At 74.4% G+C, this 22,584-nt stretch carries 23 protein-coding genes and 2 pseudogenes; 11 read left to right on the top strand and 14 right to left on the bottom strand.

Annotated elements, in window-relative coordinates; all coding sequences use genetic code 11:
* Positions 1-11: 11 nt before the first annotated feature.
* From OP18_RS28245 to OP18_RS28220, 6 genes are all read right to left on the bottom strand, one after another.
* The gene (locus OP18_RS28245) at positions 12-656 is read right to left on the bottom strand and encodes a hypothetical protein (protein ID WP_156089850.1); all 645 of its coding nucleotides are present in this window, start codon (positions 654-656) and stop codon (positions 12-14) included.
* Positions 657-725: 69 nt separating this feature from the next.
* Positions 726-971, bottom strand: coding sequence for a hypothetical protein (locus tag OP18_RS28240; protein WP_033362108.1), 246 nt, complete (start codon positions 969-971; stop codon positions 726-728).
* 98 nt (positions 972-1,069) lie between these two features.
* Complete coding sequence (locus tag OP18_RS28235; protein WP_033362107.1) at positions 1,070-1,780, bottom strand: GOLPH3/VPS74 family protein; 711 nt, start codon at positions 1,778-1,780, stop codon at positions 1,070-1,072.
* Between the two features lie 159 nt (positions 1,781-1,939).
* Positions 1,940-3,181 (bottom strand): sugar efflux transporter, encoded by a 1,242-nt coding sequence (locus OP18_RS28230; RefSeq protein WP_052387477.1) that lies wholly within the window; start codon positions 3,179-3,181, stop codon positions 1,940-1,942.
* Positions 3,182-3,236: 55 nt separating this feature from the next.
* Positions 3,237-3,893, bottom strand: coding sequence for a response regulator (locus OP18_RS28225; RefSeq protein ID WP_279327197.1), 657 nt, complete (start codon positions 3,891-3,893; stop codon positions 3,237-3,239).
* A gap of 17 nt (positions 3,894-3,910) precedes the next feature.
* Positions 3,911-4,759, bottom strand: a complete 849-nt coding sequence (locus tag OP18_RS28220; RefSeq protein WP_033362152.1) for a sensor histidine kinase — start codon at positions 4,757-4,759, stop codon at positions 3,911-3,913.
* 112 nt (positions 4,760-4,871) lie between these two features.
* Between OP18_RS28220 and OP18_RS28215 the strand changes: the two genes are divergently transcribed.
* The 3 genes from OP18_RS28215 to OP18_RS28205 are packed head-to-tail and all read left to right on the top strand — an operon-like array spanning position 4,872 to position 6,951.
* Positions 4,872-5,585, top strand: a complete 714-nt coding sequence (locus OP18_RS28215; protein WP_033362106.1) for an ABC transporter ATP-binding protein — start codon at positions 4,872-4,874, stop codon at positions 5,583-5,585.
* Entirely contained in the window at positions 5,579-6,343 is a 765-nt protein-coding gene (locus OP18_RS28210; RefSeq protein ID WP_052387475.1) for an ABC transporter permease, read from the top strand. Before OP18_RS28215 ends, OP18_RS28210 begins: the two co-directional genes overlap by 7 nt.
* Complete coding sequence (locus OP18_RS28205) at positions 6,340-6,951, top strand: hypothetical protein (protein ID WP_033362105.1); 612 nt, start codon at positions 6,340-6,342, stop codon at positions 6,949-6,951. The genes OP18_RS28210 and OP18_RS28205 overlap by 4 nt, the downstream gene beginning before the upstream one ends.
* Positions 6,952-7,039: 88 nt before the next feature.
* On the opposite strand, the gene OP18_RS61970 is transcribed toward OP18_RS28205, so the two are convergent.
* On the bottom strand, positions 7,040-7,174 hold the full coding sequence (locus OP18_RS61970; protein ID WP_260710595.1) for a hypothetical protein: 135 nt from the start codon (positions 7,172-7,174) through the stop codon (positions 7,040-7,042).
* Between the two features lie 139 nt (positions 7,175-7,313).
* Positions 7,314-7,877, bottom strand: a complete 564-nt coding sequence (gene lepB / locus OP18_RS28200) for a signal peptidase I (RefSeq protein WP_052387474.1) — start codon at positions 7,875-7,877, stop codon at positions 7,314-7,316.
* Positions 7,878-7,967: 90 nt separating this feature from the next.
* Between lepB and OP18_RS28195 the strand changes: the two genes are divergently transcribed.
* On the top strand, positions 7,968-8,672 hold the full coding sequence (locus OP18_RS28195; RefSeq protein ID WP_033362103.1) for an MOSC domain-containing protein: 705 nt from the start codon (positions 7,968-7,970) through the stop codon (positions 8,670-8,672).
* 11 nt (positions 8,673-8,683) lie between these two features.
* Here the strand turns inward: OP18_RS28195 and OP18_RS28190 are convergent, their stop codons facing one another.
* Positions 8,684-9,139 (bottom strand): tellurite resistance TerB family protein, encoded by a 456-nt coding sequence (locus tag OP18_RS28190; protein ID WP_033362102.1) that lies wholly within the window; start codon positions 9,137-9,139, stop codon positions 8,684-8,686.
* A gap of 146 nt (positions 9,140-9,285) precedes the next feature.
* Here OP18_RS28190 and OP18_RS28185 point away from each other — a divergent pair, with 146 nt between their 5' ends.
* Positions 9,286-10,086, top strand: a complete 801-nt coding sequence (locus OP18_RS28185) for a class I SAM-dependent methyltransferase (RefSeq protein ID WP_211273706.1) — start codon at positions 9,286-9,288, stop codon at positions 10,084-10,086.
* An 842-nt stretch (positions 10,087-10,928) separates the two neighbouring features.
* On the opposite strand, the gene OP18_RS28175 is transcribed toward OP18_RS28185, so the two are convergent.
* On the bottom strand, positions 10,929-11,477 hold the full coding sequence (locus OP18_RS28175) for a hypothetical protein (protein WP_033362100.1): 549 nt from the start codon (positions 11,475-11,477) through the stop codon (positions 10,929-10,931).
* 75 nt (positions 11,478-11,552) lie between these two features.
* On the bottom strand, positions 11,553-11,948 hold the full coding sequence (locus OP18_RS28170) for an MmcQ/YjbR family DNA-binding protein (RefSeq protein WP_033362099.1): 396 nt from the start codon (positions 11,946-11,948) through the stop codon (positions 11,553-11,555).
* 106 nt (positions 11,949-12,054) lie between these two features.
* Between OP18_RS28170 and OP18_RS28165 the strand changes: the two genes are divergently transcribed.
* Together OP18_RS28165 and OP18_RS28160 are read left to right on the top strand one after the other, a co-directional pair.
* Positions 12,055-12,555, top strand: a complete 501-nt coding sequence (locus OP18_RS28165) for a SigE family RNA polymerase sigma factor (RefSeq protein ID WP_033362098.1) — start codon at positions 12,055-12,057, stop codon at positions 12,553-12,555.
* On the top strand, positions 12,552-13,703 hold the full coding sequence (locus OP18_RS28160) for a hypothetical protein (protein ID WP_033362097.1): 1,152 nt from the start codon (positions 12,552-12,554) through the stop codon (positions 13,701-13,703). The genes OP18_RS28165 and OP18_RS28160 overlap by 4 nt, the downstream gene beginning before the upstream one ends.
* A 222-nt stretch (positions 13,704-13,925) precedes the next feature.
* Here OP18_RS28160 and OP18_RS28155 read toward each other — a convergent pair whose 3' ends face one another.
* Positions 13,926-14,462 (bottom strand): mycothiol transferase, encoded by a 537-nt coding sequence (locus OP18_RS28155; protein WP_033362149.1) that lies wholly within the window; start codon positions 14,460-14,462, stop codon positions 13,926-13,928.
* Positions 14,463-14,520: 58 nt separating this feature from the next.
* On the opposite strand from OP18_RS28155, the gene OP18_RS28150 reads away from it, so the two are divergent.
* From OP18_RS28150 to OP18_RS59205, 4 genes are all read left to right on the top strand, one after another.
* Positions 14,521-15,564, top strand: a complete 1,044-nt coding sequence (locus OP18_RS28150) for a helix-turn-helix transcriptional regulator (RefSeq protein WP_063745617.1) — start codon at positions 14,521-14,523, stop codon at positions 15,562-15,564.
* A complete protein-coding gene (locus tag OP18_RS28145) occupies positions 15,564-17,906 on the top strand; it encodes an ATP-binding cassette domain-containing protein (protein WP_245635547.1) in 2,343 nt (780 codons plus the stop codon). Before OP18_RS28150 ends, OP18_RS28145 begins: the two co-directional genes overlap by 1 nt.
* A 57-nt stretch (positions 17,907-17,963) precedes the next feature.
* Entirely contained in the window at positions 17,964-21,305 is a 3,342-nt protein-coding gene (locus OP18_RS28140; protein WP_052387472.1) for a DUF4132 domain-containing protein, read from the top strand.
* A 141-nt stretch (positions 21,306-21,446) separates the two neighbouring features.
* Complete coding sequence (locus OP18_RS59205) at positions 21,447-21,629, top strand: hypothetical protein (protein ID WP_033362095.1); 183 nt, start codon at positions 21,447-21,449, stop codon at positions 21,627-21,629.
* Here OP18_RS59205 and OP18_RS62625 read toward each other — a convergent pair.
* A pseudogene (locus OP18_RS62625) lies at positions 21,587-21,934 on the bottom strand (cellulose binding domain-containing protein); the annotation flags it as partial. The gene OP18_RS59205 and the pseudogene OP18_RS62625 sit on opposite strands and share 43 nt — an antisense overlap.
* A 226-nt stretch (positions 21,935-22,160) precedes the next feature.
* Positions 22,161-22,478: pseudogene (locus tag OP18_RS28130) on the bottom strand (hypothetical protein); the annotation flags it as partial.
* Positions 22,479-22,584 lie beyond the last annotated feature (106 nt).

The following is a 22,584-nucleotide window of genomic DNA, read 5'->3' as shown; positions in this document are numbered from 1 at the left end:
CTCGACACCGCTCAACCTGTAACACTTTTCTGTTTGGCAAATGCGCCATTTTTGCTCATCGATGCGGTGCGGCGGACGGTAGCCACGACGCCGCCGAGCAGCACCAGCTCGCCGAGGTTGCCCAGCCACGGCACGGCGAACCCGCCGGCGGCCGCGGCGAACATGGCGACCGCGCCGGCGAACAGCCACGGCCACCCGTCGCGCCGCCACAGCACGGCACCGGCGCCGATGAGTACGAGGATCGCCACCACCGCCGGCACCGGCGGGCCGGCCGCGGCGTCGTTGACGTAGCGCAGGGTGTCCGCGTACCGCTCCGGCACCAGGCGCAGCCGGATCACGTCCACGTACACCCCGAGCGCGACCAGCGCCGCGGCCAGCAGGGTGGCACCCGTCAGCGCCGCCCTGCCGGCCCGGGCCAGCCGCGCCGCGACGAGCACGAGCAGCGGCGTGAACAGCGCGTGCCCGACGAACCGCCCGGCGTTGAGCCAGCGCAGCGGATCCCCCTCGCCGAGCACCCGCCCGAGCGCGACGACCGTGTTGTCGTACACCAGCGCCGTCGCGACCACCACGACCAGCCACGCCCGCAGCCGCACCGCGACCGCGCCGACGCCGAGCACCGCGACCGCCAGCGCCGCGAAGATGACGGACACCATCACCGGCCCACCCGTTTCACTGATAGAAACGCAGTTCCACTGATGGCAACGTACGGGCCTCAGTCGCGCCGGTCAATCACACGCTGGGGACGCGGAACCGGGCGCGAGGCCGGACCGCACGACGTCTCGCGCCAGGCGGGCCCGTTCGATGGCGGCGACCGGGCCCAGCACGACAGCGTGGACGGTGACGGGCTCGGTGGCGGGCGGCACGGTCATCGCCCGGGTGACCGCCTCCGGGGTCCGCGCCCGGTGCGCCGGCGCGAAGGCGTGCCGGACCGCGAGCCGGGCGCGGCGCCGCTGGTCGCTCACGTGGCGCATCGGGCAACGCTACTGACGGTGCTCCCGGCGGCACCTCGACGGCGCTGGTGGCGGGCGCGCGGCGGGCGCGGGCTTCGCACCCGCCGCGGGCCCGGGCGTCAGTTGACGGCGTCGGGTGTGGGCGTCGCGACGGGCCGGGCGGTGCCGAGCGCGGTCTGGATCGCCTTGACCAGCACGCTCACCACCAGCGCCACCGACGGCCGGATCGAGGACTCCTCCATGCTGACCGTCCCGGTGAAGCCGGCGTGGTCGCTGATCTCCTGCAGCCGCTGGTGCGCGGCGGCGATCTCGTCACCGCTGAGGTAGAGCGCCGGCTCCATCCGGGCCGCGGCCACCAGGGCGGCGAGGGCGGCGGTGCGCTCGTCGGGCACGTCGTCGCCGGTGAGGGCGCGGCCCAGCCGGGCGCGCAGCTCGTCCTCGACGGTCGGGTCGGCGGTCGGGTACCGGTGCAGGTGGATGAAGCCGAGCTGGGTCTCGTCGACGTCGCGCAGGATGCCCCGGCCGCACAGGTCGGCGAGCACCCGGTCGCGCAGCCCGTGGCGCAGCCGCTGCAGCCACGACGCCGGCGTGTGCGGGGTGTCAGCGACGACCCGGGCGAGGACCTCGTCCGCGATCGGCTCCCCCGTCGGCGCCGGGTTGACGACCACGATCATCCCGCCGGCGTACGCCAACCGGCCGGCGAGCGCCAGATCGACCAGCATCCCGGCGGCCATGGCCAGGTCAAGGCCGATGTGGGAGCCGGTGGCCTTGCCGGACTCGTCATCGTAGGCGAGCAGGAGCAGCTCCTCCGCCAGTGCAACGGAACTCATGGCTCGGAACGGTAGCGCGCCCATGCTCGTCCCGCATTACCGTGTCGGTTGAACTGGTGACGCTCACGGTCGGTAGTCCCCCGTCAACCGGCGACGACCTCGCCGGTGAGCCGTCCGGAGCCGTGGTGCCGATGGGGACACGGCCGTCCGGCCGGACGGTCAGCGCACCGCGTGCTCGGCGGCGGTGGTGGCGGCGGCGACGGTACGGCGGCGGACGGCGGTGACCAGCAGCAGCACGAACCCGGCCGCGCACAGGGCGGTGGCCATGCCGAACGCGGAGCGGTAGCCGAAGTGGGCGGCCAGGCCGAGCAGCGGGCCGGCGACGATGGCGCCGATCGGGAACGTGTTGGTGTACAGGGTGGTGGCCCGGCCGGGCTCGTGGGGCAGCAGGTCCTGCACGTAGGAGATGCCGACGCCGGAGATCGCGGAGATGAACAGCGCGTTGACGACCTGGGCGGCGGCGAGGACCCACAGGTTCGGCGCGACCAGGCCGATGCCATAGTAGACGATCCCGCACGCGCTGCCCAGGACGATGAGCAGGCGCAGGCTGAAGCGGGTGGTCAGGGCGCCGAGGGCGAGCATGAGCGGGATCTCCAGGGCGGCGCACAGGCCCAAGATGAGCCCGGCCCGTGACGGGTCGCCGTGCAGGTCCTCGCGGATGAACAGGGGCAGGGCCTGCACGACCAGCGTCATCGGCACCTGCACCAGCACGAACGCGACGATGGTGACCGGCAGCACCCAGCGGGCCGGCGCGGCGACGGCGGTGGCCGGGCCGGCCTCGGGTTCGGCCGCCCCGGGCTCGGGGGTGCCGACCTCGTCGAGCCAGATCACGGCGACGAGGATGGCCAGCGCGTACATGGCGGCCGCCAGCCCGTACACGAGACGGAAACCACCGACGTCCAGCAGGACCGCGGCGAGGGCCGGGCCGCCGACCCAGGCGAGGGAGAACACGGTGCGCATCGCGCTGATGCCCATCGCCGCGCGGCCGGGGTTGTCGCGTTCGAGGATCTGGCGGGCGTACGCGAACGACTGCGGGAACAGCGCGCCGGCGAACGCGGTCGCGGAGACGGCCAGGGCGAGCAGCACCCAGTAGTCGCGCACGAACATGGTGACCAGGCTGCCGACGAGGCCGGCCGCGGCGGCCGCGATGAGGATCCGCCGACGGATCGGCCAGCGGTCCGACGCGCGCGCGACGAGCGAGGACAGGAGCACACCGCTGAGCGGGGAGACGATGAGGAAGACGGTGACCCGCGCCGGCCCGGCGTGCACCTCGGTGCTGAGGAACAGCGCCAGGAACGGGAACACCACGGCGACGGAGATGCCGACGGCGAGGAACATCAGGCCGAGCGGGAGCAGGGCACGACTGAGTGGCCGCTGGCGCGGCGGAGCGGCCAAGGTCATGCGCCGACTGTACCGCTACAGACCAGCGTGCGCGAGGCGGTTTCCGCGGGTTCGTTCAGGGGCGTGGCCGTACCAGACCCGCGTCGAAGGCGGCGATGACCAGCTGTGCCCGGTCGCGGGCCGCGAGCTTCGCCATGAGGTGCGTGATGTGGGTCTTCACGGTCTTCACCGAGATCATCAGGGCGGTGGCGATCTCGTCGTTGGACAGGCCGCCGCCGATGAGGGTCAGCACGTCGACCTCCCGGCCGGTGAGCCGCCGCAGCGCCGGCGTCGGGCGGTCCGGGCGCGGCGCGGCGACGTAGTGCGCGACCAGCCTGGTGAGGATCGACGGCGCGAACAGTGACTCGCCGCGGTAGGTGCGGCGGATCGCCTCGATGAGCTCCTCGGGCCGGGCGTCCTTGAGCAGGAACCCGGACGCGCCGGCGTGCAGGGCCTCGTAGACGTACTCGTCGAGCTCGAACATGCTCAGCACCAGCACGCGCGCGGCGCACAGCGCGGGGTCGGCGCAGATGCGGCGGGTGGCCTGCAGGCCGTCCAGGTGCGGCATCCGCACGTCCATGAGGATCACGTCGGGCCGGGTCGCCCGGGCCCGCGCGACGGCGTCGGCCCCGTCGCCGGCCTCACCGACGACGGCGAGGTCGGGCTCGTTGTCGATGATCATCGCGAGGCTGTGCCGCAGCAGCGCCTGGTCGTCCACCAGCAGGACACGGATGGTTTCCGGCAGGTCCGTCACGCCGGCACGTCCGGGATGCGGGCGGTGACGCGGAAACCGGCGTCGACGCGCTCCGCGGTCAGGGTGCCGCCGAGGCTGCCGACCCGCTCGCGCAGGGCGGCGAGGCCGTGGCCGGCGCCCGGCGAGGCGTGCCAGCCGTCGCGCCCCGGCCCGGCGTCGGACACCGCGACCACCACGTGCGGCCCGTCGCGGTGCACGTCGACCCGCACGTCGGTGGGGCCGGCGTACCGGGCGGCGTTGTTCAGCGCCTCGCGGACCGTCTTGCACACGGCGACCTGCACCCCCTGCGACACCTCGCCGAGCGGGTCGACGGTGAGCCGGGTCCGCAGGCCGGCGACCGTCGCGCCGTCCACGATGCGGGGCAGGTCGTCCAGGCCGTCCAGCGGCGCGCGCTGCACGGCGGTCCGCGGCTCGCGCAGCACGGTGAGCATCCGGCGCAGCTCCGCGGTCGCGTGCCGGCTGGCGTCCTCGATGTCGGTGAGCGCCGCCGCCACCTCGGGCGGCTTCGGCAGGTGCCGGGTCGCCGCCGCGCGGACCGTGATCAGCCCGAGCCCGTGGGACACGATGTCGTGCAGGTCGCCGGCGATGCGCAGCCGCTCGGCGAGCACCGCCTCCGACGCCGCCCACGCGGTCAGCCGGGCCTCGTACGCCCGGCGGTCGGCACGGGCTCGCCGCACCGCCCACCCGGCGGCGGCGACCGCCCCGGCGACCATCGCCCACGGCACCACCGTCGAGGCCGGGCCCTCCCCGCCGACGGTGCACATGGCCATCAGCAGCACCAGGGCCGCGATGACGAGCACCGGCAGGACGCTGGAGCGCCCCGACGGGCGCGGGTGGGCGTTCACCACGCCGACTGTAGTGCTCAGACCAGGGTCTGAGAGCCCACGGTCGGAGCCGGCGGCGGCGTTGCGAGCCTGGGCCGATGCACCGCGCCGCCCGCGCCGGTTGACTCCCCCTATGATCACCATCGATCGCGTCAGCAAACGCAAGGGCAGGACCCGGATCCTGCACGACGTGACCCTCCAGGCCAGGCCGGGCCGGGTCACCGGGTTCCTCGGCCAGAACGGCGCCGGCAAGACCTCGACGCTGCGGGTCCTGCTCGGCCTGGACCGCCCGCAGCAGGGCACCGCCCTCGTCTGCGGCCGCCGGTACCGCGACCTGCGCCGCCCGCTCACCGTCGTCGGCGCCCTGCTGGACGGCAGCGGCGCGCACCGGGCCCGCACCGCCCGGGCCCACCTGCGTTGGGTCGCGGCCAGCAACGGCCTGCCCGCCGCCCGCGTCGAGGAGGTCCTCGACGTCGTCGGCCTCACCGGCGACGCCGGCAAGCGGGCCGGGCGCTACTCGCTGGGCATGAGCCGGCGGCTCGGGCTCGCCGCGGCGCTGCTCGGCGAGCCGGAGGTGCTGGTCCTCGACGAGCCGGTCAACGGCCTCGATCCGGCCGGGATCCGGTGGATGCGCGGGTTCCTGCGGGCGCAGGCGGCGCAGGGCCGCACCGTGCTGCTGTCCAGCCACCTGATGGGCGAGCTGGCCGAGGTCGCCGACGACGTCGTCGTCATCCACCGGGGCCGGATCCTCACGCAGGGCGGGCTCGCCGAGGTCACCGGCGGGCACGCGACCCTGGAGGACGCGTTCTTCGCCCTCACCGCCACCGAGACCGGCGGCGCGTGGTGACCGCGTTCCGGCACGGGGTCCGCGCCGAGGTCCGCAAGCTGCTCGGGCTGCCGACCGCGTGGATCGGGCTGGTCGTCGGGTCCCTGCTGGCGCCCGCGATCGTGCTGCTCAACGCGGGGTACACCCGACGGGCCATCGCCGACGGCACCATCGCCGACCCTTCCGACATCGGGCTGCAGGACCTGGGGATCGGGCTCATCGGCCCGATGGTGCTCGGGGTCGTCATCGTCAGCAGCGAGTACACGTCGACCGGTCCGGACGCCCCGCGCGCCCGCCAGCTGACCGCGACCCTGACCGCGATGCCCGACCGGCTGCGGCTGCTCGCCGCGAAGACCGCCGCGCTGGTCCTCGTCGCGGCTTGCCAGGCCGGGTTCGTCGCCACCGCCACGCTCGGCCTCGTCCACGTCCTGCACGGCGGCGACGTGCCGGTGCCCTCGCCCGCCCGCATCGCCGCCGCCGTCCTGTACTGGGTGCTGATCGCGCTGCTCGCCTACGCGGTCACGCTGATCACCCGCAACGGCGTCGTGCCGCTCACGTTCCTGATCGTCAACAGCACGGTGGTGTCGGTGTCGTACCTGCTGACGAAGGTCACCGACCTCGCCGTGTACCTGCCGGACATCGTCGGGGCGCAGATGTTCATCCGCACCGCCGACTTCCCGGTGCGGGTCGCGCCGGTGACCGCGGGGCTGGTGATGACCGGCTGGATCGCGGTGCTGCTGGCGATCGGTGCCGCCCTGTTCCACCGGCGCGACGCGTGACGGCGCCGCGCGCCGAACTGCGCAAGCTGCTCACGCTGCCGTCGCTGGCGCTCACCGCCCTGCTGACGCTCGCCGGGACGGCGCTGCTCGCGTACGCCTACGCGGCGGCCGGGCAGCGCTCCGGGCTCGGCCCGGTCGGCTACGCGCAGGCCGGGTTCCTCGTGTTCGGTGCGCTGGCCGCGGCGTCGGAGCACCAGGGCGGCGACCAGATCCGCACGACGCTGCTCGCGATGCCGCGCCGGCTGCCCCTGTACGGTGCCAAGACGCTGACCCTGACGGTGGTGGCCCTGCCGTTCGCCGCCGCGGTGGCCGCGACGAGCGCCGTGCCGGCCGGCGAGGCGGGGCGGGTGCCGGCCGCGACGGCCTACCTGACGCTCACGGCGCTGCTCGCCGCCGCTGCCGGCACCCTGGTCCGCCGGGCCGAGGCGGCCGTGGTGCTGCTGCTGGCCGGGTACTTCGTCGCCTTCCCGCTGCTGCGGGACCGGTGGGGTGCCGCCCTGCCGGACACCGCCGCCCTCGACCCGCCGCGCGGCGCGGTGGCGTGCCTGGTGTGGACGGTGGGCGCGGTGCTGGTCGCCGGTGCCGCGTTCCACCGGCGGGACCCGTGACCGGCCGGCGGCACCGTGCCGCCTAAACCAGCGCGGCGGCTCACGTACCGAGCCGCCGCGGCGGGTCATGACCGTCGACCTGCCTGCCTCAGTTGGCGATCACGAAGTGGAAGTCCTGCAGGGACACCTTGCCGGACGCCTGTGCGGTGCCGGCGCCGAGCAGTGCCGAGGCCGCGGCGGCGGCCAGTGCCACGGCGGCGATACGGGCCCATCTACGGTGCATGTCGTACTCCTCTGTCGGTCCGTGTGGTTCAGCCCGCCACCGTACGAGCCGCCCGGACCGCTGTCACGGAACTGATCAACACCCGACTCGGCCGGGCGGCAGGCAACCGCCGGACCGGTTCAGGAGTCTCAGTGGAGTCTCAGTGCGAGTCCGGCACCGCGGCGAAGGTGGCCGGGACACCGAGGGAACGCCAGCGGTTCACGGGCCACGACATGACGAACGCCCGGCCCACGACGCGGTCGACGGGCACCGTGCCGTCCACGGAGCGCAGGTGCGCCCGGGAGTCGGCGGACGCGCTGCGGTGGTCACCCATCACGAACAGCCGCCCGTCGGGGACCATCACGTCGAACTGCGACGTCGACGGCACGTCGCCCGGGTACAGGTAGTCCTCGTCCAGCGCCACACCGTTGACGGTGATCCGGTTCCGGTCGTCGCAGCAGATCACCCGGTCGCCGCCGACGCCGATGACCCGCTTGATGAAGTCCTCGTCGCCGGCCGACCAACTGGCCGGCGGCCGGAACACGACGATCTCGCCGCGCGCCGGGCCCCGCCACCGGTACACCGCCTTGTTGACGATGACCTGGTCGTCGACGAGCAGTGTCTGCTCCATCGACCCCGACGGGATGTAGAACGTCTGCACCACGTACGTGCGCACGACGAACGCCACCACCGCCACCACGGCGAGCGTGATCAGATTGGCCATCCAGCGCGGTCGCTTGCGCGCCGCTTCCCCCGTCGCCGCCACGATTGCAGCGTACATCGTCGATGCGAGAAGATCTTCTAGGCTTGGCCGGTGAAGATCGTCGAGATTCGCCGGTACCCGGTGAAGTCGCTGCTCGGCGAGGTCCTGCCGGCCGCCGCCGTCGGTGCCCGCGGGCTGGACGGCGACCGGCTGTGGGCGGTGCGGGACGCGGACGGCAAGCTCGGCAGCGGCAAGAGCACCCGCCGGTTCCGCCGGATGCCGGGGCTGTTCGCGATGCGCGCGACGGCGGCCGCGGGCGCACCGGTCGTGGAGCTGCCCGACGGGCGCCGTTTCGCCGCGGACGACCCCGCCGGGCACCGCGCGGTCAGTGCGGTGCTGGGCCGCGACGTGACGCTCGCCCCGGAGGCGGACGTCCCGCACCACGACGAAGGCCCGGTCAGCATCGTCACGACCGCCGCCCTGCGCCACCTCACCGGGCTCGGCGGCGGCGAACCGGGCGGCGGGCCGCTGGACCCCGGCCGCTTCCGGGCCAACCTGCTGCTCGACGTGCCGGGCACAGGCTTCCCGGAGGACGGCTGGCATGGCCGGCTGCTGCGGGCCGGACCGCAGGTCGTGCTGCGGGTCATCCGCCCGCTCACCCGCTGCGTGATGGTGGACATGGCGCAGGACGGCGCATGCGACCGCGATGACCTGCTGAAGCTGCTCGCCGCCCGGCACGGCATGACGTTCGGCGTCCTCGCCGCCGTGCAGCGCCCGGGCCGGGTCACCGTCGGCGACGGGTGCGCCCTGGACTGATCTTGCCGGCGCTACAGGTCGAACTCCGCGGGCGGGATGCCGACGGCGAAGCAGGCCTCCCGGACGGCCTTCTTCTCGTTGTCGTCGAAGTTGCCGTCGGCGCCGCCGATGATGATGCCGATCTGGATCACGGCGCGGGCGTGGTCGGGCTTCGACTTGAGCTTCGCGATGGTGCCGATCGCCTCGACCTTGCCGAACTCGAAGTCGCGGACCAGGCGGTCGGCGTAGAAGGCGAACTTCTGCCGCAGCTCGTCCGGCGGGAAGACCGACAGGACCTCGTTGCTGGTGATCACGCCCTCCGTGCGCTGGCGCTCGACCGGGTCGATGCTGCCGTCGGCGGCGGCGATGAGCGCGCACATCGCCATGCTGGCGTTGGCGAACTCCTTGCTCTTGAACTGACCGGCCTTGGTCTTGAGCTGTCCGCTCATCTCAGCGGTGCGGCTGCGAAGCTGGTCGAAGAATCCCATGCTGCTCCCCCATCGTGCCGGGCCCCCGCCGACCAGCCTACCCGCGGCGCGACCGGACCGGCCCGGATGCGGGCGGGGGGCAGGATGAACCGCTGAACCGCCGGCCGGCCCCGCGGCGGCGGGCCGGGCGTGCGATCCTCGCACGGGTGACTGATGAACGGCTCGCACGCACGGCACGCGGCTGGGACGAGGCCGCCGACGGATACGAGGCGTACTACGTGCCGCGCTTCGCGCCGTGGGTCGCCGCGGCGGTGGACGCGGTCGGCGGCGCCGCGCTGCCCGACGGGCCGGTGCTGGTGCCGTGCTGCGGCACGTTCCCCGAGCTGGACGCGCTCGCCGCGGTCCTGCCCGGCCGGGCCGTCACCGGCGTCGACCTGTCCGCCGGGATGGTCCGCCTGGCCCGGGGCAGGGCGGCCCGGCACCCCGGCGCCTCCGTCGAGCAGGGTGACGCCTCGACGCTCGGCGGGCGCTGGCCGGGGCGCTGCGCGGCGGTCGTGTCGGTGTTCGGCCTGCAGCAGCTGCCCGAGCCCGACGCCGCGATCCGGTCGTGGGCGGCGGCGCTGCGGCCGGGGGGCGTGCTGTCGGTGGTGTTCTGGCCGCGGCGCACCGAGGACGACGGGCCGTTCGCGCGGATCGCGGAGGTCGTGCGGTGGCACGTACCGGCCGGGGACGACACGTGGCAGGATCGCCTGGTGCCGGCGTTGACGGCGGCGGGCACCGTCGTGGAGCGCGACGAGCTGGCGGCCCACCCGATGTCCCACCCGGACGCCGCCGCGTTCTTCGACGCGCACACCCGTGCCGGTCCGATGCGGCCGCTGGTCACCGCGCGGGGCGCGGCGTTCACGGACCGGTTGCGGGCGCAGTTCCTGCGCCACAGCCCGCAGGGTGAGTGGCGGCACCGGCCGCGCGCCCGGCACCTCGTCGCCCGCCGCCCGCCCGCGTCATGACCACCCCCGGGTGACCGTGGTCGGACCCGACCTGCGGCCTGCGCACGCTGACCGTCGCGGACGGCGGCACCGCCACGGTCGGGGTGAAGGACTGCGACCTGGTGGTGTTCCGCTGGACCGGCAGGACGTTCAGCGCCGTCAAGGAGCACCCGCGCCCGGCCGGGCTGTGCCTCGACGCCGCGCGGTTGCGCGACGGCCGGTTCCGGGTCGAGACCAGGCGCGAGAGCAGCCGGCAGCCCGCCGACCGCAACCCGTGGTTCACCCTCGACCCGGCGGCGCCGGAGACGCTGCGGCAGGAGCAGCCGATCAGCGCCGTCAGCAACGACCTGGTGACGGTCACCGGCTACCCCGGCACGGTCGTGGCGCGGCTGTACCTCAACCCGCGACGGGCCACCTCGATGCAGGTCACCGGCAGCGGCCCGGCGTCCGGCTACCGCTGCGACATGCCCGTCGACGACACGCGCCTGCTCTGCGCGGCGGCGGTCACCGACGGCATGGCGCAGCCGTTCGGCAACCTGGCCCTCGCCACCGTCGACCTCGCGCGGCTGACGGTGCGCCTGCAGCAGGTCATGCCCGAGTCGAGGCAGGACGTGACGGCGGCCGTCGTGTCGCCCGACGGCACGCAGCTGCTGGTCCGCACGTACGCCGACGGCTGGCTCCGCCTGCCCCGGGACGGCAGCGGGGCACCGGTGCGGGTCGCCGGGAACCTGCCGCCGGACGGATCGCGAAGAGCCGCCAGGTCCGCTGGCTGTGACCCGGCGGGCCGCTGGGTGCCGCGGCGGCCAGCCAATGTCGCGGCGGTCCAGCCGGTGTCGCGGCGGGCCGTCCGGGTGTCGCGGCGGTCAGCCGGTGTCGCGGCGGGCCGCCGCACCGGCGCGGGTCAGGGTGGTCGCCGCCGCCCACACCGCCGCCATCAGGATCGCGACCGCGAACGCCACGAGGCCGGTGAGCTGGGCGGCGTGCCACAGCCGGCCCAGCGGTGCGACGCCGGCCGGTGCCGTGCGCCCCGGCTCGTCCAGCGGGAACAGCAGCTTGCCTGCGCCGTACACGAGACCGATACCGAGCAGCAGGAGCACCAGCGCCGGACCGCCGCGCGCCATCGCGCCCCGCCGCGGCGCGTCCCCGACCGGGACCGCGCCGGACGCGCTGCCGCGCGACGAGGGCGACGGCTGCCGCCGGCCGCGCACCCCGGCCACGGCCCAGGCGAGCAGGCATCCGGCGACGAGCACCGCACCGGCCACGGTGACCGGCGCCCCGATCCAGACCGGCGCGGGGACCGGGCCCGGGCCGCGCAGGTCGGGCGCCGCGACGCCGCACGCGATCACGGCCACGACCCAGGCCAGCGCGACGCCCACCGTCACCCGCTCCAGCCGGTCCGTGGCTCGATCCATGGCCGGTACCTTAGCGCCGCTCATCCGGTGCCGAACGCGCGGGACAGCGGTGCAGGGCACCCGGTCCGGTGCCGCTCACCCGCGGGCGTCGAGGGCGGCGACGCGGCGGCGGCCGGCGGTGAGGCGGTAGCTGGCGTCGAGCAGCTCGCCGATCTCGGCCCAGTCGGTGTCGCCGTCGAGGTCCACGCCGACCCACCCCGACGGGCCGAGATACGCCGGTACGTAGCTGCGGGCGTCCTCCAGCAGCGCCTCCCGCTCAGCCGGGTCGACCAGCACGATGACCGACTGTTCGTGCTGGTGGTAGACGCCGTCGACCTTCACGGATCCGCCGTAGTACGCGAACACCTTGGTCGTGTAGAACGCCGGATGCCCGTGGGAGATCTTCTCCGCGGCGTCGGGGAACGCGAGGGCGAGCGCCCGCACCCGGCCGAGGACCGGGTCGGCGTCGTCGAACATGATCGGGTGGCCCACCCCGACACGATAGCCGCAGCGCGGTGCCGCCCCGGCGGTGTCGTGAAGTCGTGTCAACAGACTGGTGCCCGGGCGGCGTCTGGACCGGGGAGAGGGGGATCCCAGCGTGACGTTCGAGGAGTACATCGCGGCTCGCGGCCCGAGCCTGCTGCGGTTCGCGCGGGTGTTGACCGGCGATCCGCACCGCGCCGAGGACCTGGTGCAGGAGGCGCTGGCGAAGGCGTATCCGCGGTGGGGGCGGATCCTGCGCGACGACCAGCCCGACGTGTACGTGCGGCGGGTGATCGCCAACGCGGCGCACTCGTGGTGGCGGCGGCGCAGCAACCGGGAGCCACCGGTCGGTGAGCCGGTGGACGGGCCCGCGGCCGGTGACCACGGCACCGACACCGTGGAGCGCGACGCCATGTGGCGGCAGATCTGCCGCCTGCCCGACCGGCAGCGCGCCGTGCTGGTCCTGCGGTACTACGAGGACCTCGACGACGCGACGATCGCCGAAATCCTTCGCTGCAGCCAGGTCACGGTGCGCACGCACGCCGCCCGGGCACTGCAGACGCTGCGCCTCCGGCTGGGTGTGCCCGAGGCGGTACTGACGGGGAGGACCGCATGAAGCACGTGGATTTCACCGACGTGATCGCCGATGCGCTGCGCCCGCACGGCGAGGGCGAGGTCGACGTGGCCGCGCTGCGGGCCGGCACGATGGCCCGGGTCCGGGCCGCCCGCCGGCGCCGGGCGGCGCTCGTCACCGTCGCGGCCGTGGCGGCGTTCGGGGTGGTCGTGGCGACCGTGCCGCGGCTGGTGCCCGAGGGCGGCCGGGGGGCGGAGCCGGGCGCGCCGCCGAGCGTGTCGGCCGCGCCGAGCCGGCCGGTGGTGCGGGCCGCGGCCCTGCCGTCGTCGGACGCGCCCGGGGCGGCGCAGCGCCCCGACACCGTGGGCACCGACCGGGGCGTGCTGCACTTCGACGTCGACCTGGCCGCGTTCCACGGCACCGGCACCTGGTGGCGGTCGGGCCGCGGCGTCGAGCGGGGCGAGGTCTGGACCGGGCCGGGCGGAGCCGGCGACTACCGCCACACCGCGACGGTCGTGATCAGCCAGAGCCTCGACACGGCGCGGGCCGGCGGGCCGGGCGGCGAGACCGACACCACGCCGGTCGAGGTCACGGTCGCGGGCCGGCCGGGGCAGACGCAGGCGTTCCCCGAGGCGTGGGGCGCCGGCACGACGGTGTGGACGCTGTGGTGGCAGCCGGTGGACGGGCTGTGGGCCGTGGTGACGATGGAGGCCGCCGCGGGCGACCCGGTCGACGCGGTGGTGACGGCCGCCGAGGGTGTCCGGTTCGACCGGTCGCAGCGGTGCGCGGTGCCGATCCGCCTCGACTCGCCACCGGCCGGCACGGAATGGGAGAGCTGCACCACCGCGATGGAGCCGGCGGCGGCGAACGCCAGGTCGTGGCAGACGGGTTCGCTGTCGTTCCGCACCGCCGCGGGCGGCACGCTGCAGCTGAGCTACGGCAACTTCAGCGACGCCGCCGTGGAGGGCGCCAACTTCGTGCCGAACCGGACCGTCGCCGGACGGCCCGCGATGTGGTACCAGGGCGAGGCCTGGCAGCTGGCCGTGCCGGACGGCGACGGGCGCAACCTGTTCGTCGGCATCCGCGGCGACGGCGTCACCGAGCAGGACGCCCTGGCCCTCGCGGCCGCGGCGGTGTTCAGCGACAACCTGATCGACCTGAGCACCTGGCCGGCCCGGCCCGTCGGCTGAGGGCAGGTACGTCCCGCACCGGCCGGTCCGGCACTTCGTCCGACCGACGTCGGGTCCCGAACGGGATCTGTCGACCGCGCCGGTGCGGGACACAATCGGGTGTCGTCGCGGCGTTCCCAGCGGACGCGGAGCCGTTTCATGCCGTGGTACCAGGCGACCGTTCGTGCTACGACCCGCCGGAGCACGCCAAGACCTGAGCCGTGTCGCTGCGGGACCAACGGTTCACGTACGTGGCGGGTCCTCCCCCACCAGCCCGTCGATGGCCTCACGCAGCAGGTCGGCGTGGCCGACGTGGCGGGCGTACTCGTCGTGCAGGTCCACGATGAGGCGGCGCAGGTTCGGCGCGACGCCGTGCTCGTCGGTGCGGTACTTGCCCGGCTGGTCCAGGCCACCGTCGGCGAGCGCGGCGGCCATCGCGGCCCGGGACCGCTCCACCGCGCCGTGCCACAGCGCGTAGAGGTACTCGGGTGGGTCGTCGGCGGCGCTGCGCCACACCCAGTTGACGTCGGTGGCCGCCTCGGGCGTGTTCAGCGGCGGGCCGGGCGCCCGGCCGGTGAAGTCGATCGTGTACGCCTCCTCGACCAGCGCCAGGTGTTTGAGCAGCCCGGCGATGGTCAGCGTGGACGGCGGCTGGGGGCGGTGCAGCCCGGCGGCGTCCAGGCCGCCGCTCTTCCAGGCGAACTGGGCGCGGGACCGCTCCAGGGCGAACAGCAGCATCTCGGCCTCGCCGGCGGTCGCCGACGGCTCCTGCAACATCATGCCGGTCACGCTAGGCTGCATTCCGGACGTTTCGCGTCCGGAACCGGGAAGGACGCCTGTGGAGAGTCCGGCCGCGCGGGCGCTGCTCGCGCTGGAGATCCTGCAGGCGAGCCCGGGGATCACCGCCGACCGGCTGGCGGCGCGGCTCGGCGTGTCGGAGCGGGCCGCCCGGCGCTGCGTGGGGGTGCTGCGCGACGCCGGCATCCCGATCGAGTCGGTGCGCGGGCCGTACGGCGGCTACCGCGTCGGCCGCGGGCTGCGGCTGCCGCCGCTGACATTCACCGCCGCGGAGGCGCTCGGCCTGGTCATGGCCGTCCTCGACGGGCACCACGACGCCGGCGACCCGGCCGGCCCGGTCGGCGCCGCCCTCGGCAAGCTGGTGCGGGCGCTGCCCGAGCAGGTCGCGGCGCAGGCCGACGCGGTGCGGCGGGCCGCCGCGTCGGCCCCGGACCGCGCCGCCGCCCGCCCCGACCCGCAGGTGACGGCCACGCTGGTGCAGGCGTGCTCCGATGCGCGGCGGTTGCGGATGCGGTACCGCGGCGAGTCCGGCACCGAGTGGGACGCCGAGGTCGACCCGTGGGCGGTCGTCGTCCGGCACGGCCGGTGGTACGTGGTGTGCTGGTCGCACCGGGTGGCGGCGCGGCGGGCGTACCGCATCGACCGGATCCGGCAGGTCGAGGTGCTCGACGCCGCGTTCGACCCGCCGGCGCCGTTCGACGCGGTCGCGGTCCTCGAGGAGCACCTCGCCGTGGGTTGGGAGTACGCCGTCGAGCTGGTCATCGAGGCGCCGCTGGAGACGCTGGCGTTGCGCGTACCGCCGACGCTGGGCAGGCTCCAGGCCGTCGACGGCGACCGGTGCCGGCTGGTGGGCTCGACCGGCAACCCGTGGTGGTACGCCGAGCAGCTCGCCGCGCTGCCGGTGCCGTTCCGCGTCGTCGGCGGCCCCGAGCTGCGGCACACCGTCGGGGCCGTCGGCTCGCGGCTGCTGGCCGCCGCCTCCGCCGGTGACGCCGGTGCCCCCGTGGATGATCAGGAATCGAGAAGCGCGGGCCGAGCGGCGGCCGATAGCGTGGACGGCAACGGCACGAGGACGGAGCGATGATGACCCACGAGCTGATCCGGGTGCGCGGCGCGCGCGTGAACAACCTCAAGGACGTCAGCGTCGAGATCCCGAAGCGGCAGCTGACCGTGTTCACCGGCGTGTCCGGCTCCGGCAAGAGCTCGCTGGTGTTCGGCACGATCGCCGCGGAGTCGCAGCGGCTGATCAACGAGACGTACAGCACGTTCGTGCAGGGGTTCATGCCGACCCTGGCGCGGCCCGACGTCGACGTCCTCGAAGGGCTCACCACCGCGATCATCGTCGACCAGCAGCGGATGGGCGCCGACCCGCGCTCCACCGTCGGCACCGCCACCGACGCCAACGCGATGCTGCGCATCCTGTTCAGCCGGCTGGGCCAGCCGCACATCGGCTCGCCGCAGGCGTTCTCGTTCAACGTCGCCTCGATCAGCGGCGCGGGCGCGGTCACCGTCAAGAAGGCCGGACAGACGATCAAGGAGCGCCGCAGCTTCAGCATCACCGGCGGCATGTGCCCGCGCTGCGAGGGTCGCGGCAAGGTCAATGACATCGATCTTTCGCAGCTGTACGACGACAGCAAGTCCCTCAACGAGGGCGCCCTCACGGTCCCCGGCTACAGCATGGAGGGGTGGTTCGGGCGCATCTTCAGCGGCAGCGGCTACTTCGACATGGACAAGCCGATCCGCAGGTACACGAAGCGGGAACTGCACGACCTGCTGCACCGGGAGCCGACGAAGATCAAGGTCGACGGTATCAACCTCACGTACGAGGGCCTCATCCCGAAGATCCAGAAGTCGATGCTGTCCAAGGACGTCGACGCGCTGCAGTCGCACGTGCGGGCGTTCGTGGAGCGGGCGGTGGTCTTCGCGACCTGCCCCGAGTGCGGCGGCAGCCGGCTGAGCGAGGAGGCCCGCTCGTCGAAGATCGACGGCCGTAACATCGCCGACGCGTGCGCCATGCAGATCAGCGACCTCGCCGAGTGGGTCGGCGGGCTCGCCGAGCCGTCGGTCGCGCCGCTGGTCGCCGCGCTGCGGCACACGCTGGACTCGTTCGTGGAGATCGGGCTGGGGTACCTGTCGCTGGACCGCGCGTCGGGCACCCTTTCCGGCGGCGAGTCGCAGCGGGTCAAGATGATCCGGCACCTCGGCTCGCCGCTGACCGACGTCACGTACGTGTTCGACGAGCCGACCATCGGCCTGCACCCGCACGACATCCAGCGGATGAACGACCTGCTGCGGCGCCTGCGGGACAAGGGCAACACGGTCCTGGTCGTGGAGCACAAGCCGGAGGTGATCGCGATCGCCGACCACGTCGTGGACCTCGGCCCGGGCGCGGGTGCGGGCGGCGGGACCATCTGCTTCGAGGGCACCGTGGAAGGCCTGCGCGGCAGCGGTACGGTCACCGGCCGCCACCTCGACGACCGGGCGAAGCTCAAGCCGGCGGTACGCGCCGCGAAGGGCGCCCTGCGGATCCGCGGCGCGAGCCTGCACAACCTGCACGACGTGGACGTCGACATCCCGCTCGGGGTGCTGTGCGTGGTCACCGGCGTGGCCGGCTCCGGCAAGAGCTCGCTCGTGCACGGCTCGATCCCGCCCGGCGCGGGCGTCGTCTCGGTCGACCAGGGACCGATCCGCGGCTCACGGCGCAGCAGCCCGGCCACGTACACCGGACTGCTGGAGCCGATCCGGAAGGCGTTCGCGAAGGCCAACGGCGTGAAACCGGCGCTGTTCAGCGCGAACTCCGAGGGTGCCTGCCCGAACTGCAACGGCAACGGCGTCATCTACACCGACCTGGTCGTGATGGCGGGCGTCGCCACCGTCTGCGAGGTGTGCGAGGGCAAGCGGTTCGAGGCGTCGGTGCTGGAGCACCACCTCGGCGGGCGCGACATCAGCGAGGTGCTCGCCATGTCGGTGACGGACGCGCTGGCGTTCTTCGGTCCCGGGTCGGACGCGCACACGCCGGCGGCGCACGCGATCCTCGGCCGCCTCGACGACGTGGGGCTCGGCTACCTGAGCCTCGGCCAGCCGCTGACGACGCTGTCCGGCGGTGAGCGGCAGCGGTTGAAGCTGGCCACGCACATGGCGGACAAGGGCGGCGTGTACGTGCTGGACGAGCCGACCGCCGGGCTGCACCTCGCCGACGTGGCGCACCTGCTGGGTCTGCTGGACCGGCTGGTCGACGCGGGCAAGTCGGTCATCGTGGTCGAGCACCACCAGGCGGTCATGGCGCACGCGGACTGGATCATCGACCTCGGGCCGGGCGCCGGGCACGACGGCGGGCGGGTCGTGTTCACCGGCACGCCGCGGGACCTCGTCGAGCGCAGGGCGACGCTGACCGGGACGCATCTGGCGGCGTACGTCGGCGCCTGAATTTTTGTCGGTGGTCGTCGCTAGAGTGGCCGCGTCGCACTGGACGAGGAGGCTGCGGTGACCGACGACGAGGACCTGCTGGTGTTCTCCGCCGCGTGGCGCAAGGTGTTCATCCCGCGCCGCGGCGGGGCGCCCGGCCCGGCGGTCAGGCTCGACCGGGCCCGCGGCGCCGAGGTGCTGGCTGCCGCGTCGGACGCGATCGAGGCCCGGCTGACGCACCCCGACAGCGACCCCGAGCTGGTCGCGGCCGCCCGCGCCTACCTGGCCGACCCGGTCACCGGCCCGGCCGCGGGCGCCGGTGTGCTCGCCGCGCTGGTTTCGTACGACGTCGGCTGGGACCGCACCGCCCGGCTCGCCAAGCTCGCGGACCTGTGGACCGCCACCCGTGGCGTGGTGTTCGCGGCCGAGGCCGCGGTCGGCGCGGTCGGCCTGGACTGCGGCGGTTACTGGCACAACGGCCGGCAGGTCCCGCCGCGGCTGGTCTGGCGCGCCCTGGACGGCTGGGCCTACTTCCCGCACTGGGTGGCACTGGCCGGGCGGGTCCGGGCGGCGCTCGCGGTCGCCACCGACGACGAGCACGCGGCGGCCGTCGCCGCGCTGCGTGGGCACCGGCAGCACTCGCCGCAGCGGCGCGTCGCCACGACGTTCCTGGCGCCCGGCGAGCGCGCCTGGGTCGACGAGGACTGCGCGGCCCTGGCCGGCGGCCGCGCCGATCAGTATGTGGGCAAGCTGCTGTGGTGCGCGGCCGCCACCGGCACGCACCTGGACCAGGTCGCCCCGTCCGGCACGCCGTGGCTCGCCCGGGACGCCGAGGCGCTCGCCACCGCGATCGACGGCGCCGGCACCGCCGTCACCCCGCACGTCATCGCGTGGCTGGACACCGGCCACCTCGACGCCGAGACGCAGCAGCGCCTGCTGGGCATCCTGGCGCAGCTGCCGACCGACGAGGCGTTCGGCGCGCTGGTCGAGCGCCTCGACCGCAAGTACGTGCCGCTGGCCACCCTCGACGCGGCCCGCCGCTTCCCCCGGCGGGCCCTGCGCCTGCTCGCCGGCACCGACCGGCGCGACGCGGCCGACCTGCTGCGGGTGCACGTGCTGGCTAACCGGGACCTGGTCGCCGGGGAGCTGCCGGCGCTGCCGACGCCGGCGCGGGAGCGGGTCGAGGCGCTGCTGGCCGACCTCAGCGCCGTGCCGGACGCACCGCCGTCGGCGCTGCCCGAGGTCCTCGTCACCCCGCCGTGGACGGTCCGGCAGGAGCCGGCGAAGCCGGTCGTCCTGCCCGGGCTCACCTGCACCGCGGCGCCGGTCATCCGGTGGGCGCCCGGCGAGCGCGACGCCTGGGCCGCCATGCGGGCCCGGCCCGCCGACTGGTGGCGGCTGGAGACGTCGATCGAGGAGGCGACCGAGCACTACCGGTCCGGTTCGCTGGAGGGCCACCACGAGGTGACGCTCATGCTCACCGCCCCCAACGACGTCGTGCGGTCCCTGCTGCCCGGCTGGCGGCCGAAGCGGGTCTGGGACAGCCCGCAGTGGTTCCCGCAGCTCGTGGCCCGCCATGAGCTGTTGGCGCTGCCGGCCGCCGTGCACCTCGCCGCCGAGGACCAGGCCGGGTGCACGGAGCTGCTGCTGCCGTTCGCCGCCCCGGAGGTGGCCACGCACATGGCCGCCACGCTGGTGCGGCTCAAGTCGCTGCGCGGCGTCGTCCTGGCCTGGTTCGACCGGCACCCCGCGGACGCGGCCCTGGCGCTGGTCCCGGCGGCGCTGGGCCCGGCCGGCCCCGCCCGCCGCGCGGCCGAGGAGTCGCTGCGCACGATCGCGCAGCGGCACCGCGACGAGGTCCTCGCCGCTGCCGCCGAGCACGGCCCGGACGCGGCCGCCGCCGTGCGGACCCTGGTCGGTGGCAGCGCACTGCAGACCCTGCCGGCGAAGATCCCCGACCTGCCGGCGTGGGCCGACCCCAGCCTGCTGCCCCGGATCCTGCTCAAGGACCGCACCGCCGCCCTCGGCGACGAGCCGGCCCGGCACCTGTGCACGATGCTGGCCATCTCCCGCCCCGGCGAGGTGTATGCCGGGGTGCCGATCGCCCTCGCGGCGCTCGACCGGCGCTCACTGGCCGAGTTCGGGTGGGCGGTGTTCATCCAGTGGCAGGCGGTCGGCGCGCCGCCGAAGGAGCCGTGGCCGCTGCAGGCGCTGGAATGGCTCGGCGACGACGACACCGTGCGCCGGCTGTCGCCGGTGATCCGCGCCTGGCCCGGCGAGGGCGGCCACGCCAAGGCCGTCACCGGGCTCGACGTGCTCGCCGGGATCGGTTCAGACCTGGCGCTGACCCACCTGAGCGGCATCGCTCAGAAGGCCAAGTTCAAGGGCCTCAAGGAGCGGGCGACGGAGAAGGTCGCCGAGGTCGCCGCCCGGCTGGGCCTGACCGCGGAGCAGCTCGCCGACCGGCTCGTGCCCGACCTCGGCCTTGACTCCACCGGCTCGCTGCGCCTGGACTACGGTCCCCGCCAGTTCGTGATCCGCTTCGACGAGCAGCTCAAGCCGTATGTCATCGACGGCACCGGCGCCCGCCGCAAGGACCTGCCGAAGCCGGGCGCCCGCGACGACCAGGAGCTGGCGCCGGCGGCGTACCAGCGCTACACCGCCCTGAAGAAGGACGTGCGCACGATCGCCGCCGACCAGATCCACCGCCTGGAGACCGCGATGGTCACCCAGCGCCGCTGGACCGCCTCGTCGTTCCACGACCACCTGGTCACGCATCCGCTGCTCGGCCAGATCGTCCGGCGCCTGGTCTGGACCGCCACCGTGCGGGACTCGGCCTCGGGCGCCGCCGCGGATGTCGCACCGGTCGCGTTCCGGGTCGCCGAGGACGGCACCTACGCCGACGCCGACGACGACACCTACGAGCTGCCACCGGACGCCATGGTCGGCGTCGCCCACCCCCGCCGGCTCGGCGCCTCGCTGGCCACCTGGTCCGCGGTGTTCGCCGACTACGAGATCCTGCAGCCGTTCACCCAGCTGGGCCGCCCCGTGCACGAGCTGACCGCCGACGAGCAGGCCGCGCCGGAGCTGGCCCGCTTCGCCGGCCGGAAGGTCCCCACGACGACCCTGCTGGGCCTGGAGCGCCGCGGCTGGCAGCGCGGCACCCCGCAGGACGCCGGCGTCCAGGGCTGGATCTGGCGCGCCACCCCGACCGGCCACGCCGTCGTGCTCGACCTCAACCCGGGCATCCCGATCGGCGCCCACCAGTACGCCCCCGACCAGGAGGTCACCACCGTCTGGCTCAACGACCGCCCCTGGGGCGACTGGCGGCCGCGGCAGCTGAGCCGCACGTTCGCCGCACTCGACGACATCACCGCGTCGGAGCTGCTCCGCGACCTGACCGAGGTCCTCGGCCCCTGACACCCGTCGCGCCCCGCACCGCGACGCCCCACCTGCCGCCGGCTCCGGCCGGGCGTGCCGGCTGTGGTGAGGGTGCCCGGGCGCGTCGACGGTGAGGGACGCAGGCGACCGCGTGGCCTGTCGTCCTGCGACCGCGCGCCGGTGGCGCCGGTCGAGGGCTCGGGCGGGGCGCCGCGCGAGCAGCCGTGGCGCCCCGTCGTCGCGCAGGCGGGCGGGCGCGGCCCGTTCAGAGTGAACGTGGCCGGGATGCCGTTGGTGCCGGGGACCGAGGTGGCGCTGAAGCCGAAGTTGAGGCTGCCGCCGGCCGCGATGGTGGTGTCGTAGCCGGCCGGGTTGGTGGCGGTCACCTGCTTGCCGGACTGGGTGGGCACGGCGTTCCACATGTTCGTCACGACCTGGTTGCCGGGGAAGGTCCAGCGCAACGCCCAGCCGGTGATCGGGGTGGTGCCGGTGTTGCGGATCGTGACGTCACCGTTGAAGGTGGTGCCCCAGCCGGAAAGTCCATAATGGACACTGCAGGCACCCGGCGGAACGGGACTGCCCGAAGCCGAGGCCGACGCGCTTGGGGAAGTGCCGGTCGAGGGCGACACCGACGCGCTGGGCAGGACGCCGCCGCTCTTGGCGATCATGTTGGTGGAGTGGGTGCGGAACGGGGCGAGCTCGGGGGCGCCCTTCATGACGCCGAACTTGCCGTCGACGTTGGTGTCGGAGTACCACCGGAAGGCGCTGCCGTCGCCGCCGGCGGCCTCGAAGTCGCTGAAACAGGGCGCTGAACCAGGCGGTGCGGTCGACGTTGTGGACGTTGAACTCGCCCACGAAGAAGGGCTTGCCGACGACGTTGTGCGAGTCGTTGATTCAGGCCCGGACCAGGGTCTTGGTCTGCTCCAGACTGAGGTTCGCCCACGACTCCGACGGGTACGGGTGCGCCGGGGTGAAGTCGATGTACGGCGACTGGTGGATGTACACGAAGGGGTTGCCGTCGTCGCCGCCGAAGCCGTAGCGGGTCTCGTGGCCCTCCAGGCCGGTGCCGAGCAGGTGGTTGGGGTCGATGCCCTTGACGAACGCGCCCATCTCGTCGACCCAGGCGCGCAGGGTGGTGCCGCTGACGTTCTCGTTCGGGGTCTGGTTCTCGTAGCGGGGCTCGTTCATGAGCTCCCACGCCATGATGGTGGGGTCGTCCTGAACCGCCCCGGGTTTGGTAGCGGCTAAACGGGTTGGGGGCCTGCCTCGGTGAGGCGGGCTTGGTGCAGTGTCTCAAACGCGGCTGGTGGCAGGTCCG

This window comes from Dactylosporangium aurantiacum (assembly GCF_000716715.1).
GTDB classification, from domain to species: domain Bacteria; phylum Actinomycetota; class Actinomycetes; order Mycobacteriales; family Micromonosporaceae; genus Dactylosporangium; species Dactylosporangium aurantiacum.
This window is presented reverse-complemented; position numbering and strand designations above follow the sequence as displayed.